Source organism: Streptomyces sp. NPDC057302 (assembly GCF_042667685.1).
Lineage (GTDB): Bacteria > Actinomycetota > Actinomycetes > Streptomycetales > Streptomycetaceae > Streptomyces.
This window is the reverse complement of the sequence record NZ_JBHUZJ010000012.1, coordinates 22,764-38,061: the sequence shown is the minus strand read 5'-3', so window position 1 is coordinate 38,061 and position 15,298 is coordinate 22,764. Positions and strand designations below refer to the sequence as shown.

Annotated in this window: 9 protein-coding genes; 3 read left to right on the top strand and 6 right to left on the bottom strand. The window is 72.3% G+C overall.

What is annotated here, in order from left to right; genetic code table 11:
- Positions 1 to 11 precede the first annotated feature (11 nt).
- The 4 genes from ACFUPX_RS11745 to ACFUPX_RS11730 form a co-directional block, all read right to left on the bottom strand.
- Positions 12 to 1,274, bottom strand: coding sequence for a PucR family transcriptional regulator (locus ACFUPX_RS11745; RefSeq protein ID WP_383319828.1), 1,263 nt, complete (start codon positions 1,272 to 1,274; stop codon positions 12 to 14).
- A 73-nt stretch (positions 1,275 to 1,347) separates the two neighbouring features.
- Positions 1,348 to 3,960, bottom strand: coding sequence for a LuxR C-terminal-related transcriptional regulator (locus ACFUPX_RS11740; RefSeq protein WP_383319826.1), 2,613 nt, complete (start codon positions 3,958 to 3,960; stop codon positions 1,348 to 1,350).
- 195 nt (positions 3,961 to 4,155) lie between these two features.
- On the bottom strand, positions 4,156 to 5,052 hold the full coding sequence (locus tag ACFUPX_RS11735) for an alpha/beta hydrolase family protein (RefSeq protein ID WP_383319824.1): 897 nt from the start codon (positions 5,050 to 5,052) through the stop codon (positions 4,156 to 4,158).
- 169 nt (positions 5,053 to 5,221) lie between these two features.
- Positions 5,222 to 7,564, bottom strand: coding sequence for a collagenase (locus ACFUPX_RS11730; RefSeq protein WP_383319822.1), 2,343 nt, complete (start codon positions 7,562 to 7,564; stop codon positions 5,222 to 5,224).
- A 335-nt stretch (positions 7,565 to 7,899) separates the two neighbouring features.
- Here ACFUPX_RS11730 and ACFUPX_RS11725 point away from each other — a divergent pair, with 335 nt between their 5' ends.
- The 3 genes from ACFUPX_RS11725 (at position 7,900) to ACFUPX_RS11715 (ending at position 12,241) form a co-directional block, all read left to right on the top strand.
- Positions 7,900 to 8,571, top strand: a complete 672-nt coding sequence (locus tag ACFUPX_RS11725) for a GntR family transcriptional regulator (protein WP_383319820.1) — start codon at positions 7,900 to 7,902, stop codon at positions 8,569 to 8,571.
- Between the two features lie 131 nt (positions 8,572 to 8,702).
- On the top strand, positions 8,703 to 11,414 hold the full coding sequence (locus ACFUPX_RS11720; protein WP_383319818.1) for a discoidin domain-containing protein: 2,712 nt from the start codon (positions 8,703 to 8,705) through the stop codon (positions 11,412 to 11,414).
- A gap of 74 nt (positions 11,415 to 11,488) precedes the next feature.
- Positions 11,489 to 12,241 (top strand): class I SAM-dependent methyltransferase, encoded by a 753-nt coding sequence (locus ACFUPX_RS11715; RefSeq protein ID WP_383319816.1) that lies wholly within the window; start codon positions 11,489 to 11,491, stop codon positions 12,239 to 12,241.
- On the opposite strand, the gene ACFUPX_RS11710 is transcribed toward ACFUPX_RS11715, so the two are convergent.
- Both ACFUPX_RS11710 and katG read right to left on the bottom strand, forming a co-directional pair.
- Positions 12,238 to 12,981 (bottom strand): cupin, encoded by a 744-nt coding sequence (locus tag ACFUPX_RS11710; protein WP_383319814.1) that lies wholly within the window; start codon positions 12,979 to 12,981, stop codon positions 12,238 to 12,240. The genes ACFUPX_RS11715 and ACFUPX_RS11710 overlap by 4 nt on opposite strands.
- A 98-nt stretch (positions 12,982 to 13,079) precedes the next feature.
- The gene (katG, locus tag ACFUPX_RS11705; RefSeq protein WP_383319812.1) at positions 13,080 to 15,293 is read right to left on the bottom strand and encodes a catalase/peroxidase HPI; all 2,214 of its coding nucleotides are present in this window, start codon (positions 15,291 to 15,293) and stop codon (positions 13,080 to 13,082) included.
- Positions 15,294 to 15,298 lie beyond the last annotated feature (5 nt).

Below are 15,298 nucleotides of genomic sequence, written 5' to 3'. Positions count from 1 at the left end.
CGTCCCCGGGGTCACCCGCCGAGCAGCCTGCGGGCGCCCAGGGCGAGCGAGATCTCCACGAGGTCGCCGACGCGGGTGAGGCTGCGGCCGGTCAGCTGTTCGACGCGTCGCAGCCGGTTCAGGACGGTGTTGCGGTGGCAGTAGAGGCGGGTGCCCGCGCGCTGCGCGGAGCCGTCGCTCTCCAGCCAGACGACGAGCGTGTCCAGGAGGAGGTCACGGTCGGCGGGGTCGAGGGAGCGCAGCGGCCCCAGGACCCGTTCGGCGAGCGCCTCCGCGAGTTCTGGCGACGAGACGACGAGGGCGTCGGGCAGCCGTTCGTCCAGGAGGACCGTGCCGCCGCCGCGGGGGCAGGCGCGCAGTGCGGTGTCGGCGAGGCGGCGGGCGTAGGGGACGGCGGCAAGGCCCTCCACGGGTGAGCCGATGCCGGCGCGGGCCCCGGGCGGCAGGGCGAGTCCGGCGCCGAGCGCGGACAGTTCGGCAGCAGGGTCGTCATCGGCGCCGCCCAGCAGCACCAGGGCGTACTCGACTCCGGCGGCGCAGTGGCGCAGTGTCCGCGTCGTCGTCGGCAGGGTGAGGCGGACGTCCTCGCCCGCCACGGCGACCACCGCGTACCACCCGTCCTCGGGCAGTCCCAGGACGTCGGCGGCGGTGGGCAGGTCGGTGAGCCGGGCGCTTCCGTCGAGGAGGCCCGCGGTCAGGAGGCGCAGGCGGTTCTCGTGCCGCCAGGCCATGCGCCGCTCGGTGCGGCGGTAGGCGTCGGCGACGATGCCGCAGTGCTCGTCGACGAAGTTCCAGACGTCCGTGGCGACATGGATGAGCAGCCGCATGTCGTCGGGGTTGCCGCGGGAGACCTCGTCGACCAGGCCCTGCCACACCATCGCCCCGCCGAGCCGAAAGGCGTGCAGCAACGCGTCGAGCGGCAGGCCGCGTTCGGCGCGTACCCCGGCGATCTGCGTGGACGTGCGGTGGGCGGCCTCTCTGGTCTCGCCCGGCTGGAGGAGCGAGGTGACGCTGTGCCGCAGGGAGCGGTGCACCTCCTGCCACACCTCGGTGGGGCGGGTCTCGATGTCCGCCCGGTAGGCGGGCTCCTGCTCGCCGAGCTCCGCGACCAGCCGGTCGGTCATCGCGGCCAGGTCCCGCAGCAGGGCGCGGGCCGCCCGGTGCAGTACGGCGACGGCGTCGGCGTCGAGGAGAGAGCGCGGGCCGGGAACGAGCGGGGTGATGGCGGGCACTTCGTGCAGGGTCCCGACCCGTGACCGCAGGACGTGTGGCATGGGGCCTCCGGGGAGTGTGCTCGCTGCCGGATCTTCCTGACGCCCGAAGAATGGCATACCGCCCGGTCGGTACCTAGAGGTGTGCGGCAATCTCCTCATCACGGTCCGGCAACCCACCGTCGCCGGCGAGCAGCCTCGACAGATCGACGCGGGAGCGGATGCCCAGCGCGGCGAACACATTGCGCAGGTGGTGGTCGACGGTGCGGTGGCTCACGGAGAGGCGCACCGCCACCTCGCGATTGGTGGCGCCCTCCGCCACATGCCGGGCGATACGCTGCTGCTGCGGGGTCAGTGCCGCGAGCGGCCCGGGGCCCGGCTCCCCCGCCACCGCCTCGCCCGCGGCGCGCAGTTCACCGCGGCTGCGGTCCGCCCAGGCGCGTGCGCCGCACCGCTCGAAGCCGACGAGGGCGTCCCGCAGCGGGCCGCGCGCCTCGCGGGTACGGCGCCTGCGGCGCAGCCACTGGCCGAACAGCAGCTGCGTACGGGCCCGTTCGAACTCGCCCGGCGTGCGGTCGTGGTGCGCGAGCGCGCTCTCGTACGCTGCGGCCGCTTGCTGCGTCGGGGCCAACAGGGCCCGGCAGCGGGCCAGTTGGGCCGGGGCGAGGCGGTCGGCGGTGGCCTCGGCCCAGTGGGTGAACTCCGCCGTGGCGCTGCGGGCCTCCGCCGTCCGCCCCGCCTGCACGGCCGCTTCCACGAAGCAGGGGACGGCCAGCATCCGGACGGCGAAGTGCCCGCGGCGCGGTCCCGGGGAGACCAGCGGGGCGAGCCGGGCCGCCGCGTCCCCCGGGCGCCCGACGGCGAGATCCGCTCGGGCGACCGCCCAGACGGCGAGCGTGGCGGCCTGGTTGAGACCGTGCGCTCCCGCGCCCGCCGCCGCGGCTGCCGCGTGCGTCGCGCAGGCCTCCGCGTCGCCCTCCACGGACGCCGCGAGGGCCAGGACGGCGTGCAGCGAGACCGCGACGTTGGGCTGCCCGATGCGGTGCGCGGCCCGGAGCCCTTCGAGGGCGTGCGCGCGGGCCCGCGTATGGCGGCCCGCGCGCAGTTCGCCGTAGGCCAGGTGCTCCAGAGCGCGCGGCAGCAGGACCTCGGGGCCGTAGGCGCGTACGGCAGCAAGTGCGCGGGCGCCCGCTCGGCAGGCGGTCTCCACCTCGCCGACGACCAGGGCGGCGGCTCCGGCGCGCAGCAGCCCCGCCGGATCGCCCGGCCCGGGTACGTCGTCCAGGCAGCGGCGCAGCAGGGCGTGGCCCTCGGCGCTGCGGCCCGCGAGGACCGCGCACATCCCGGCGCGGTAGGCCTCCAGGGACGGGTCGTCGGCGCAGGCGGGAACGCGCGCCATGGCTTCCCGGTAGGCCGCCGCGTCGCCCATCGCCCAGGCTGCCTCGGCCGCGCCGATCAGGGCGTGGCGGGCCGGTTCGGGCGGGAGCAGCACGGCGGCGGTGAGCAGTTCCTCCCTGGCGTCGGCTGCTGGTCCGTCGGCGAGGCACAGCAGTCCGCGCACCCGGTGGACGCCGCTGTGGGCCGGGGCGGCGGCGGTGCGGGCCAGCAGGGCGCGGGCCCGCACGGGGTCCCCCGCGAGCCGGGATGCTTCCGCGGCGGCGGCGAGCCGGTCGGTGCGCAGCCCGGTGTCGGCGGTGAGCGCGGCGGCGCGGGCCAGGACGGCGGAGCGCTCGGCGTGCGGGCGGGGTGCGGTCGCCGCATCGGCGAGGGCTTCGGCGAGCCGCGCGTCGTGATCCCCTGCCGCGCAGGCCAGTTGGACGAGGCGGGCGAGAGGGTCCCGGCAGGCCGCGGCGAGGCGGGCGTGGGCGGCGCCGCGGCGGGCGAGGGGTGCGCGGCGCAGCACGGCGCGGCGCAGCAGCGGGTGGGTGAAGTGGACGCGCCCGCCCGCTGCGACGACCGCGCCCGCGGCCTCGGCGGGTGCGAGTCCCGAGGCGTCGCCGCCGGCCCGCAGCAGCAGGGCGAGGTCCGCGCCCGCTCCGTCGGGCTCGTGTTCCCCGGCCGCGGATGCGAGCAGCAGCAGGGTGCGGGCATCGGCGGGCAGGGCCTCGACGCGGGCGGCGTAGTCGCCGAGGAGGTCTTCTCCGCCGGGCAGGGGATCGGGCAGCGGGGTGCGTCCGGCGAGCTGGCCGGGGGTGAGGGCCGTGACCAGTGCGCGGAGCAGACGCGGGTTGCCGGTGGCCTCGCGGATCAGCCAGGCGCCGACGACCGGGTCCGCGGCGCCCTCGGTGAGCCGGTCGAGCAGGACGGCGGCAGCGCTGTCGTCCAGCGGCGCCAGGCGCAGGGTGGTCAGCCCGTCCAACTCCCCTTCTCCTACGCGATGTTCGGCGAGGGTGAGCAGTACGGCCACGGGGCTTTGGGCGGGCAGGCGGCGCAGGTCGCTCAAGAGGGCGGACCGGGCCGCCGACGGCCAGGTGTGCGCGTCGTCGACGCAGACGAGCAGCGGGCCTTGGCGCGGCAGCGCAGCCGGCGCGGTCAGCCGGACCGCGGGGAGCGGGGCGCGCGAGGCACAGCTCCGCGCGTACTCCACGAGTGCGGTGCGGCCGAGCCCTGGCTGCGCGGTCAGGACGAGCACCCCGCCGAGCCCGGCCCGTAATCGCCCCACCAGGGATTCCACGGCTGCCGTCTCCTCGCCGCGGCCGTGGAGCTCGGGGGGCCTGAGCGCGCCGGGTACGGTCGTCGAAGGGGTCACGCCCGCACGTTACTTCCGCGTAACACGGCCCGGAAGCCCTGCGTCCGCACGGCTGGGCAGGCCCCCAACGGTGACCGCGTCCGGGTGTGCGCGAGCACAGTCCCGAACCCGGGGAGCGGCCCTGGGGACGACACACGTCGTCCGCCGCCGGCTGACCGGCGACGGACGACGGGCCCCCATGACGGGGCGTCAGGATCAGGAGGTGTGCGGGCAGTTGCCCCGGTACTCCTCGATGGTGAGGCTGGGCCTGGGCAGCGGGCAGAGGAACTGTTCGTAGCGGGTGTCGTCGTCGATGAACCGCTTCAGCCAGGAGATGCTGTACTTCGCGATCGTCGTGTTGGACGAGTTCGGCGTGAAGTGGGTGGCGCCGTTGAGCTCCAGGTACGCCTTGTCGAGGGAGCCCGGCAGCGACTGGTAGAACGGCTCGGAGTGGCTCGCGACGGGGGCGACGGTGTCGCCGTCCGCGCCGACGACGAGCGTCGGCGTCCGCAGCTCGGGCCAGGTGGTGTCGGTGTTCCAGCCGGTCAGCGGGATCGCCGCCTTCAGCGAGGTTCGGCTCTTGGCGGCCTCCAGGGTTCCTCCGCCGCCCATCGAGTGCCCCATCACGCCGAGCCGGGTGGCGTCGACGCGGCTGCGCACCGAGCTCGTCTTGGTCAAGTAGTCGAGTGCCGACAGGAGTTGGCGTCCGCGGCTGGCGGGCTGGTCGAGCGTGGTGAGGGTGTCGATGGTGAAGACCACGAAGCCCTGGGAGGCGAGCCGCGGGCCGAGCCAGGCGATGCTCGACTGGTAGGCGGTGAAGCCCGGGGAGATGACGACCGCGCCGAAGGTGCCGTCGGCGGTGGACGTCGGGTAGTAGACGGTGCCGCCGCCGAAGCCGGACACGCTCAGCGACGAGACGTTGGTCTGCGAGACGGCGTAGGAGCCGCGGGACGCCTCGATGCTGGAGACGCTGGGTTCGGGGCCGCGTTCGTACGGGTTGTCGGCGGCGGCCTGGGCGCCGGGCGCGAGGCCGGTGCCGAGCAGTCCGGCGGTGGCGACCGCGGCGGCCAGGGCTGCCCGCACCACGGGGCGGGAGAAGACGTGCAGGCGCACGGAGGGGTCCTCTCGATCGTGGCGGACCACGCGGGAGGAGGGAGATACGCCCCGGTGGAGACCGCCGTGTTCGTTGGCGGTCCCCACCGTGGCGCTCCTGATGGTGTGTCGACATCGGCGAAATCACCGGTGTCGCACGGATGGCGGCAGCGTCGTCCGTGTCGACGGCTCAGCCGCGCAGCGGGCCCTCGCAGCTGTAGTCCGATGTTCCGGCGCGTCCGTCGGTCCAGATGTCCACCTCGCCGAAGGTGCAGTTCATGTCGGTGAGGTTGTTGTCGCCGCCCGCGGCACGGTCGAGGATGAAGTAGTCGACGGTCTCGGACATGTCCTTGAAGACGAGGTCGGGCCGGGCCGCGTCGGTGAGGGTGGCGGTGATCCGGCCGGTGCACACGAACCGCGGGCGCGCGGGGGCGCTGGTGGAGCGGCAGGCGGGTGTGATGCCTGTCGTCGCGACGAACGAGGAGCGGACCTGGTCGGCCGTGCCGGCGCGCAGCCGGTCGACGGGGACGTACTCGGTGTCGGGGACGAACAGGTCGTCGACGTGCGCGATCTGCCGGTCGAGGAAGGCGTCGTAGGCGCTCTGCAGCCCGGTGTCCCTGCCGAGCCGGTCGCGCCAGGCGTCGAAGGCGCCCGGACGATCGGCGCGCAGGTGGCGGTACATCTCCTTGAGCAGCGCGGGGCGTTCGGTCCACAGGAACTCGAAGAAGGTGCCCGCGTAGTCGTAGAAGCGGAAGCCGTCCCCGTCGTAGGTGGCGTGCAGCAGCTGGTCCACGCTCATGCGCGGACCGCCGTTCGCGGTGTCGTCGATGATGCCCTGGACCAGGGACTTGCGGACCTTGACGCCGTCGTCGCGCGTGGCGCCGTCGAAGAACTCCGCGGTGCCCTCGTCCATCGCGGTCGTCCGGTCGCCCTCGTACCAAGGCCCCTCACCGAAGAAGCCGGGCACGGCCCAGCGGCCGTTGAGGTAGTGCGTGTACTCGTGGCGGAACAGCTCCTCGAGCGTCAGCGAGGAGTCCTGGGGCACGCGCCGCTGGTAGGTGTAGAAGGTCGCGCCCCGCTCGATGTAGACGCCGCCGTTGTCGGTGCCCATGCCGGTCAGCAGCGGGTGGAAGTTCTCGTAGTCGGCGCGCGAGGCGTACAGAACGGTGTTCAGGGCGGTGTTGGGGTCGCCGCCGAGCGGCTCCTGGGTGCCGACGACACGGTGGAACTGGGCCTTGACCTGCTTGCTCGCGTAGTAGAGCTGGTCGACGGTGTCGCGGTCGAGGGCGGTGCGGACCTTCATCCCTCCTTCGTCGTACGCGTAGGTCTGCGGGAAGAGGCGGCGCTCGATGTCGTCCTTGCACACCTGGTACGGCTTGCAGGCGTCGAACTCGATCAGCCAGGTGACGGCCTTCGCCCAGGGCGCGCTGCCGTCACCGAAGTTGCGGGCGGTGGTCTCCAGGAGCGGGCCGAGACCGGCGACGATCTCGGTGCGCAGGGCGTCGATCTGGCCGATCCTGCCGTACTCGCTCACCGCGTCGCGCACGACCCAGGCGTTGGGCTTGCCCTTGAGGTGGGTGTGTCCGCCGAAGGCCTTGAACGCGGCGCGGTAGGAGGGGTCGGCGGCCACCGCGGCACGGAACGCGGTGTCCTGGTTGCCGGGGTGGACACCGAGGTAGTTCAGGCTCAGGGCGGAGAGGGCGGCGCCTGCCCAGGCGGTGTCCTGGGCGGTGTCGGGGTGGGCGGCGTCCATGGTCGCCAGGACCCGTTTGCCGAGCGGAAGTTGGTACTGGCGCAGCCCCGTGGCGCTGGCGGCGGTCAGCGCCTCACGGAGGGTCTCGGCGTTGGAGCGGGTGACGTCGAAGGCGTGGGCGGCCGCCCCGAAGGCCTCCACGGCCCGTCGCATGGCGGCCAGGGTCGACGGGTCGGCGATGTCGACCTCGTCGTGCGAGAAGGCCTGGTAGGAGACGGCGTGCAGGTAGGTGAACAGCTCCAGGAGATGGCTGCCGTTGGTGCCGTCGTGGGATGCGGCGAGCTGGCTGATGCGCTGGGAGACGGCCTGGATGTGCGCACGCGACATGACCGGGGCGAGGCGCTGGTCCCAGGTCCAGATGAGACCGCGCAGACAGCCGTCGGCGGTGACGGCCGGATCGGCGAGGAAGTCGACGAACTGCGCGGGTGACAGACCTTTGACGCCGTCGAGGGTGCAGGGCACCGACACCTTGCCGACGGTGGCACGCGGCACGTCGGCCGCGACCTTCGCCTTCTTCGTACGGGCGCCGGGCACACGGCCCTCGGCGAGTCCGCCGGGCGCGGGGACCTTCCAGGCGGCGGACTTGGGGGCCTTCGCGCGGCGATCGACACGGTCGAACGGGCTCGGCGCCTCCGGTCCCGGCGCGGCGGGCGACGCGGTGGCCGTGCGCGGGTCGGGAGCGGGGGCGTCCGCATGGGCGGCCGGCGCGGCGGTGGCGCACAGCGTCACGGATATCGCCGCGGCGACCACGGATCTGCGCAGGGTTCGGGGTTGGTGCACGACAGGCTCCTGGTGTGTGGGAGGTGGGGCAAGCGGTGCGTGCGCACGGCGCGGCGACTACTCCTGGCGTCAACAGCTGTGCAGCACGGAGTAGTTGAAGAGCGAAGGCCGCGCCATGTGATGCGTAACGTAGTAATGTGAAATGGTACTGACAACCCCTCAGACGCCAGGACGACTCACAACTCCCTTGAACACCCCGGCCGTTCAGCCAGTGCGTGCGCACTCCGACGGCGCACCAGATCTTGGGGCGAGAACAATGTGACCTTGTACGCTGGTGAACCACTCGGGGCGGGCGCGCGGGCCACGACCTGCGGGGCCACGAAGGGATCACCACCATGGGCCATCTCGCACAGCGCACCCTCATCACTCCCCGGGAGCGGCTGCGTGACCAGGTCGCCCACCATCTGCGGGCCGCGCTGATATCCGGTGAGCTCAGGCCCGGCGAGGTCTACTCGGCGCCCGTCCTCGCCGAGGACTTCGGGATATCCGCGACGCCGGTGCGTGAGGCGATGCTCGATCTGGCCCGCGAGGGCCTGGTGGAGCCGGTCCGCAACAAGGGTTTTCGGGTCACCGAGGTCAATGAACGCGATCTCGACCAGTACACCGAGATCCGCACCCTCATCGAGGTCCCGATGATCGGCCGCATCACCCGGTCCGCGTCGCGCGCCGACCTGGAGCGGCTGCGTCCCGTCGCCGATGAGATCGTGCGCGCGGCCCGCGACCACGACCTCATCGGCTATCTGGAGGCCGACCGGCAGTTCCACCTCTCCCTGCTCGCGCTCGGCGGCAACGACCGGCTCGTCGAGACCGTCGGCGACCTGCGCAAGCGCTCCCGCCTGTACGGCCTGACGGCGCTGGACGAGCGCGGCCGGCTGATCCCGTCGGCGCAGGAGCACATCGAGCTCCTCGACCTGATGGTGGCGGGTGACGCGGAGGGCGCGGAGCAGTGCATGAACCGCCATCTGGGGCATGTGCGCTCGCTGTGGGCGCGCGGCGCGAAGGAGTAGTCCGCAGGAGGCCCTACTCACGGGTTCGTTTGATTCTTCAACGCACTGCGCGATTCATTGACGCGGACCGTTCACATCTTTATGGTCGCCTGACCTTCCGACCTTCCCCGGCGACCCCGCAACGGAGCACAATGAGGTCCCTCCCCCGCACGGCCCGGTTCATCGCACCCCTCCTCGTGGGTGTGCTTGCGGCGGCCGTTCCCCCCACAGCGGCGGCCGACATCGCGAACCCGAGATCCGAGGATCCGGCGACGCCCGCCCCCTCCCCCGGCGACGGCTGGACGCTGACGTCGCACCGTATCGACGCGAAGGACACGTACCACGCCTTCGTCGGCAACGGCTATCTCGGCCAGCGCGTCGCACCCAACGGAACCGGCTACTCCGCCTCTGAGGGCTCCAAGACCGGATGGCCGCTGTTCACCCCCCGCTACGACGGTTCGTTCGTCTCCGGGCTCTACGCGCACAACAAGGACACCACCGAGAACCGCCAGGTCGCCGCCGCCGTCCCCACCTGGACTCCGCTCACGGTGTCCACCGGCGGATCCGGGTCCGAGACGTTCACCTCCGCGACGCCGTCCTCCCGGATCTCGCACTACCGCCAGAGCCTCGACCTGCGCCGCGGCCTGGTGCGCACCGAGCTGACCTGGACGGCGGCCGACGGTCGGGCCACCGATCTCGCCTACGACGTCCTCGCGGACCGCGACGATCCGCACGTCGGCGCCGTACGCCTGCGCATGACCCCGCACTGGAACGGCAGCGCGAAGGTCACCGACCGCATCGACGGACGCGGCGCGCGGCGCATGACGCCCACCGGCGGCGGCGCCCGCTCCGGAGGGCGGACCATGGCGGTTGGGTTCCGCACGGACGGCACGAAGACCGAAGGGGCGGTCGCGTCGACCCTCCGCGCGGGGCAGGGCGTGCGTACAGGAAGTGAACAACCCTCGGCTGCCGCACGTAAGTTGAGCGCCCATCAGTCCGTCGGGGTCCCGGTCCGCTCCGGCCGGACCTACGAGCTCACCAAGTACGTCGGCGTCGACACCGCGCTCACGTCCCGATCGCCCGAGCGCGCCGCCGTCGCGGCCTCGCAGCGCGCGGCCGGGCGTGGCTGGGACGCGCTGTTCGCCGGCCACACCGCCGCCTGGCGCAAGCTGTGGCGCAGCGACATCGAGGTGCCCCGGCAGAGGGACGGGGGCGAGCTCCAGTCGTGGGTGCGCTCCTCCCAGTACGGGCTGCTTTCCAGCACCCGCGCCGGCGCCGCCAACAGCATCTCTCCCACCGGTCTGAGCAGCGACAACTATGCGGGCCTCGTCTTCTGGGACGCGGAGACCTGGATGTACCCGGCGCTGCTCGCCGCCCACCCCGACCTCGCCAAGTCCGTGGTGGACTACCGCTACCGCACCCGCGCCGGAGCCCGCGCCAACGCGAAGAAGCTCGGCCACCCCGGCCTCTTCTACCCCTGGACCAGCGCGAGCAAGGGCAATCTCACGTCCGAGTGCCACAGCGTGGATCCGCCGCACTGCCGCACCCAGAACCATCTGCAGAGCGATGTCGCCCTGGCCGCCTGGCAGTACTACCTCGCGACCAACGACACCCAGTGGCTGCGCACCCGCGGCTGGCCGGTGATCCAGGGGATCGCCGAGTTCTGGGCCGACCGCGCCACGCGCAACGCCGACGGCAGCTACTCCATCAAGGACGTCGCAGGGCCCGACGAGTACAGCAACGGCGTAGACGACGGCGTCTTCACCAACGCGGGCGCCGCCACCACCCTGCGTACCGCCGCCCGCGCCGCGAAGATCCTCGGCCAGGACGCCCCGGCGCACTGGAACACGGTCGCCGACAAGCTGCGCATCCCCTATGACAAGAAGAAGCAGGTCTTCCAGCAGTACGACGGTTACAAGGGCTCGGTGATCAAGCAGGCGGACACCGTGCTCCTGATGTATCCGCTGGAGTGGCCGATGTCTAAGCAGGCCGCCACCAACACCCTCGACTACTACGCGGCCCGCACCGACCCCGACGGCCCCGCGATGACCGACTCGGTGCACGCCATCGACGCCGCCGCCATCGGTGAACCCGGCTGCTCCGCATACACGTACCTGGAGCGTTCCATCCGGCCCTTCGTGCGTGGCCCGTTCGACCTCTTCTCCGAGGCGCGTGGCGACAAGGCGGGGGCCACCGACCCCCTGTCGGGCTCCCCCGCGCAGAACTTCACGACCGGCCAGGGTGGCTTCCTCCAGGTCTTCACCAACGGCCTGACCGGCCAGCGGCTGCGCGAGAACGGCGTGCACCTCGACCCGATGCTGCCGCCCCAGCTGTCCCAGGGCGTCAAGCTGAACGGGCAGCACTGGCAGGGCCGTACGTACGACATCTCCATCGGCGCCCACGAGACGACGGTGCGCCTCACGCACGGCAAGCCCTTCGAGATCGAGACGCCGCAGGGCAAGCAGGTCGTCAGCCAGGGCGCTCCCGCACACCTGAAGACCCGCCGCCCGGATCTCGAACCCACCGACAACCTCGCCAGGTGCCGCACGGGCAAGGCGAGTTCGGAGCAGCCCGGCCAGTATGCCAATGCCGCACTCGACGGCAACAGGGCCACCGCCTGGGTGCCCGACACCGCCCGCGCCACCCTCACCGCGGACCTCGGCAAGGCCGCACGTATCTCCAAGATCACCCCGCACTGGACGGACGTGAAGCCGACGAAGCACACCGTGCTCACCTCGCTCGACGGGCAGCACTGGAAGGCTGCCTCCCCGGACGGGGAGACGGCCCGCTACATCCGGGTGAAGTTCACCTCCAAGGACGCGAAGAAGCCCGCGGGCATCCAGGAGTTGACCGTCAACCGATAGATCACGGCCGGGGCGAGGGCGGGGGCACGAAAAGGAGTGCCCCCGCCCTCGCCCCCGTTGCTAGCGTGCCGGACGTGGCAGACGAGGCGTACGAGAACCCAAGGCTGGCGGCGCTCTACGATCCGCTCGACGCGGACCGCGGCGATTTGGACGTATACGCCGCTGTAGCAGCGGAACTGAGAGCACATCAGATCCTCGACGTGGGCTGCGGCACGGGCACGTTCGCCCTGCTCCTCGCCGACCGCGGCCTGCGCGTGACCGGCGTCGAACCGGCTGCGGCCTCCCTCGACGTCGCGCGCTCCAAGCCCGGCGGCGAGCGCGTGCGGTGGATCCACGGCGACGCGACCGCGCTCCCCGAGATGCGGGTGGACCTGGCCACGATGACCGCCAACGTGGCCCAGGCGATCGTGGCCCCACAGGCGTGGGAGGGCACCCTGCGCGGCATCCATGACGCGCTGCGGCCCGGCGGCCACCTCGTCTTCGAGACCCGCGACCCGGCCCGGCGCGCGTGGGAGGAGTGGACGTACGCCGCGACCCGCCGCACGGTCGCCGTCGAGGGCATCGGTGACGTCGAGACCTGGGTGGCCGTCACCGGCGTCACCTGGCCGCTGGTGACCTTCCGCGCAACCGTCGTCCTGACCGCGACCGGCGAGGCCCTCACCTCGGACTCGACCCTGCGCTTCCGCGAGCGCGACGAGGTGGCCGCCTCGCTCACCTCCCACGGCTACGTGGTGGACGAAGTCCGCGACGCACCGGACCGCCCCGGCAGGGAATTCATGTTCCTCGCCCACCGCGCGGGCGAGCTTCTGCTTGAAGAGAGCGGCTAATCACCCTGGTACGGGAGTGTGGTGCCCGGCAGTTCGTACTCGTCGCGGCGCCCGCACATGCCGTAGCCGCCCAGGCGGGAAGGACGGCTGTCGTACGAGTCCGATCCCGCGAGGTGGCCGGGGTCGCCGGATTCGAGGGCGTCGAGCTGCGCGCCGGTGCGCTCGGCAGTGGCGAGGGCCCCGGCCCGCCACAGTTCACGCCAGGTGGGAATCTTGTCCCGCACGAGACGGGCCGCTGTCTGCTGGAACTCCAGGTAGGGGCCGTCGTCCCCGGCTTCGAGGGCCTCGCGCAGCGGAAGATATCCCTCGACGGCCAGGTCACGGCGCTTGCGGGCGGCTGCTTCCGCCTCCGGTCCCTCCTTGGCGGGGAGCTTCGCCGCGGCGGCGTACCGCTCGGGGTCGGCGAGCACGTCGGGCGGGAAGGTGAAGACGGCGTCCCCGGCCTCGGGCAGGCCGCTGTTCTGCATCAGGACCGTGATCCGCAGGTCGCCGCCCTGCACCATGCGGTGCACGGTGCCGGGGGTGAACCACGCGATGGAGCCCGCTTCCAGGGGGACCTCGCGGTAGCCGCCCGGGCTGAGCGTCTGGACGGCGCCTCGGCCGCCGGTGACGACGTACGCCTCCGTGCAGACCAGGTGCAGATGCGGGCTGCCGCCGCACACGCCGTCGGCGGCCTCCCAGCCGTAGGCGCTCAGGTGCGAGAGGCCGATGGCTCCGGGCAGCGGGTGCGGAAGGCTCACCAGGTCAGACCCTTCAGGTGGGTGGCGACGCTGTCACGGTCCCAGAAGACGTCAGGGTCGGCCCGCGCGGGCCGACCCAGACGTCGCGATCAAAGAGCTCAGACCAGGTCGAACCGGTCGAGGTCCATGACCTTGGTCCACGCCGCGACGAAGTCCTTCACGAACTTCTCCTTGGCGTCGTCGCTCGCGTAGACCTCGGCGAGCGCGCGCAGCTCGGAGTTCGAGCCGAAGACCAGGTCGGCGCGGGTGCCGGTCCACTTGACCGCGCCGCTCGCGTCGCGGCCCTCGAACTCGTCCTGCGCCGCGGACGTCGACTTCCAGGTCGTGCCCATGTCGAGCAGGTTGACGAAGAAGTCGTTCGACAGGGTGCCCGGCTTGTCGGTGAACACGCCGCGCTTCGACGCGGCGTGGTTGGCGCCCAGGACGCGCAGACCGCCGACGAGGACCGTCAGCTCGGGCGCGCTCAGGGTCAGCAGGTTCGCCTTGTCGACCAGCAGGAACTCGGCCGGCAGGCGGTTGCCCTTGCCTGCGAAGTTGCGGAAGCCGTCATGGGTCGGCTCGAGCGCGGCGAACGACTCGACGTCCGTCTGCTCCTGCGCGGCGTCGACACGGCCCGGCGTGAACGGCACCTCGACCTGGACGCCTCCGTCCTTGGCCGCCTTCTCGACCGCCGCGGAGCCGCCGAGGACGACCAGGTCGGCCAGCGAGACCTTCTTGGCACCGGAGTTGAAGGACGACTGGATGCCTTCGAGGGTGCGCAGGACCTGCGCGAGGTCGTCCGGGTTGTTGACCTCCCAGCTGCGCTGCGGCTCCAGGCGGATACGGCCGCCGTTGGCGCCACCGCGCTTGTCACTGCCGCGGAAGGAGGACGCCGCGGCCCAGGCCGCGGAGACCAGCTGTGCGGTGGTGAGGTCCGAGGCGAGGATCTGCTCCTTGAGGGAGGCGATGTCCGAGGCGTCGACCGGCTCGCCCTCGGCCGCCGGCAGCGGGTCCTGCCACAGCAGCACCTCGGAGGGCACCTCCGGGCCGAGGTAGCGCACGATCGGGCCCATGTCGCGGTGCGTCAGCTTGTACCAGGCGCGGGCGAACGCGTCCGCGAACTGGTCCGGGTTCTCGTAGAAACGCCGCGAGATCTGCTCGTAGACCGGGTCGAAGCGCAGCGACAGGTCGGTGGTGAGCATCATCGGGAGGCGCTTCTTCGACGCGTCGAAGGCGTCGGGGATGATCGCCTCGGCGTTCGTCGCCACCCACTGGTTCGCACCCGCCGGGCTCTGGGTGAGCTCGTAGTCGTACTCGAAGAGGTGCTTGAAGAAGTCGTGGCCCCACTGCGCGGGGGTGGTGGTCCAGATGACCTCGAGACCACTGGTGGTGGCGTCGGGGCCCACGCCGGTGCCGTGGGAGTTCTTCCAGCCGAAGCCCTGCTGCTCCATGGGCGCGGCCTCGACGTCGTCGCCGATGGCCTCGCTCGGGCCTGCGCCGTGGGTCTTGCCGAAGGTGTGGCCACCGGCGATGAGGGCGACGGTCTCCTCGTCGTTCATCGCCATGCGGCGGAACGTCTCACGGATGTCGCGGGCCGCGGCGACCGGGTCCGGGTTGCCGTTGGGGCCCTCGGGGTTGACGTAGATGAGACCCATCTGGACCGCGCCGAGCGGGTTCTCCAGCTCGCGGTCGCCGGTGTAGCGCTCGTCGTCGAGCCAGGTGGTCTCGGGGCCCCAGTACACGTCCTCGTCGGGCTCCCAGACGTCGGCGCGGCCACCGGCGAAGCCGAAGGTCTCGAAGCCCATCGTCTCCAGGGCGACGTTCCCGGTGAGGACCATGAGGTCGGCCCAGGAGAGGTTCTGGCCGTACTTCTGCTTCACCGGCCAAAGGAGCCGGCGGGCCTTGTCGAGGCTGACGTTGTCCGGCCAGCTGTTCAGCGGGGCGAAGCGCTGCTGACCGGCACCGGCGCCGCCGCGGCCGTCGCTGATCCGGTAGGTGCCCGCGCTGTGCCAGGCCATGCGGATCATCAGCGGGCCGTAGTTGCCGAAGTCCGCGGGCCACCAGTCCTGCGAGGTGGTCAGGACCTCGGCGATGTCGCGTTTCACGGCCGGCAGGTCGAGGGTCTTGAACGCCTCTGCGTAGTCGAACTCCTCACCGAGGGGGTTGGCCACGGCGGGGTTCTTGGCGAGGATCTTCAGGTTGAGCCGCTCCGGCCACCACTGGCGGTTTCCACCGCCCTGGGTCGGGTGCGGCGCGCGACCGTGCGCGACCGGGCAACCGCCGGTCTCTTCCGGCTCGGGGTCAGTGACGATCGCGTCATGGTTGTCAGTCATGGGAA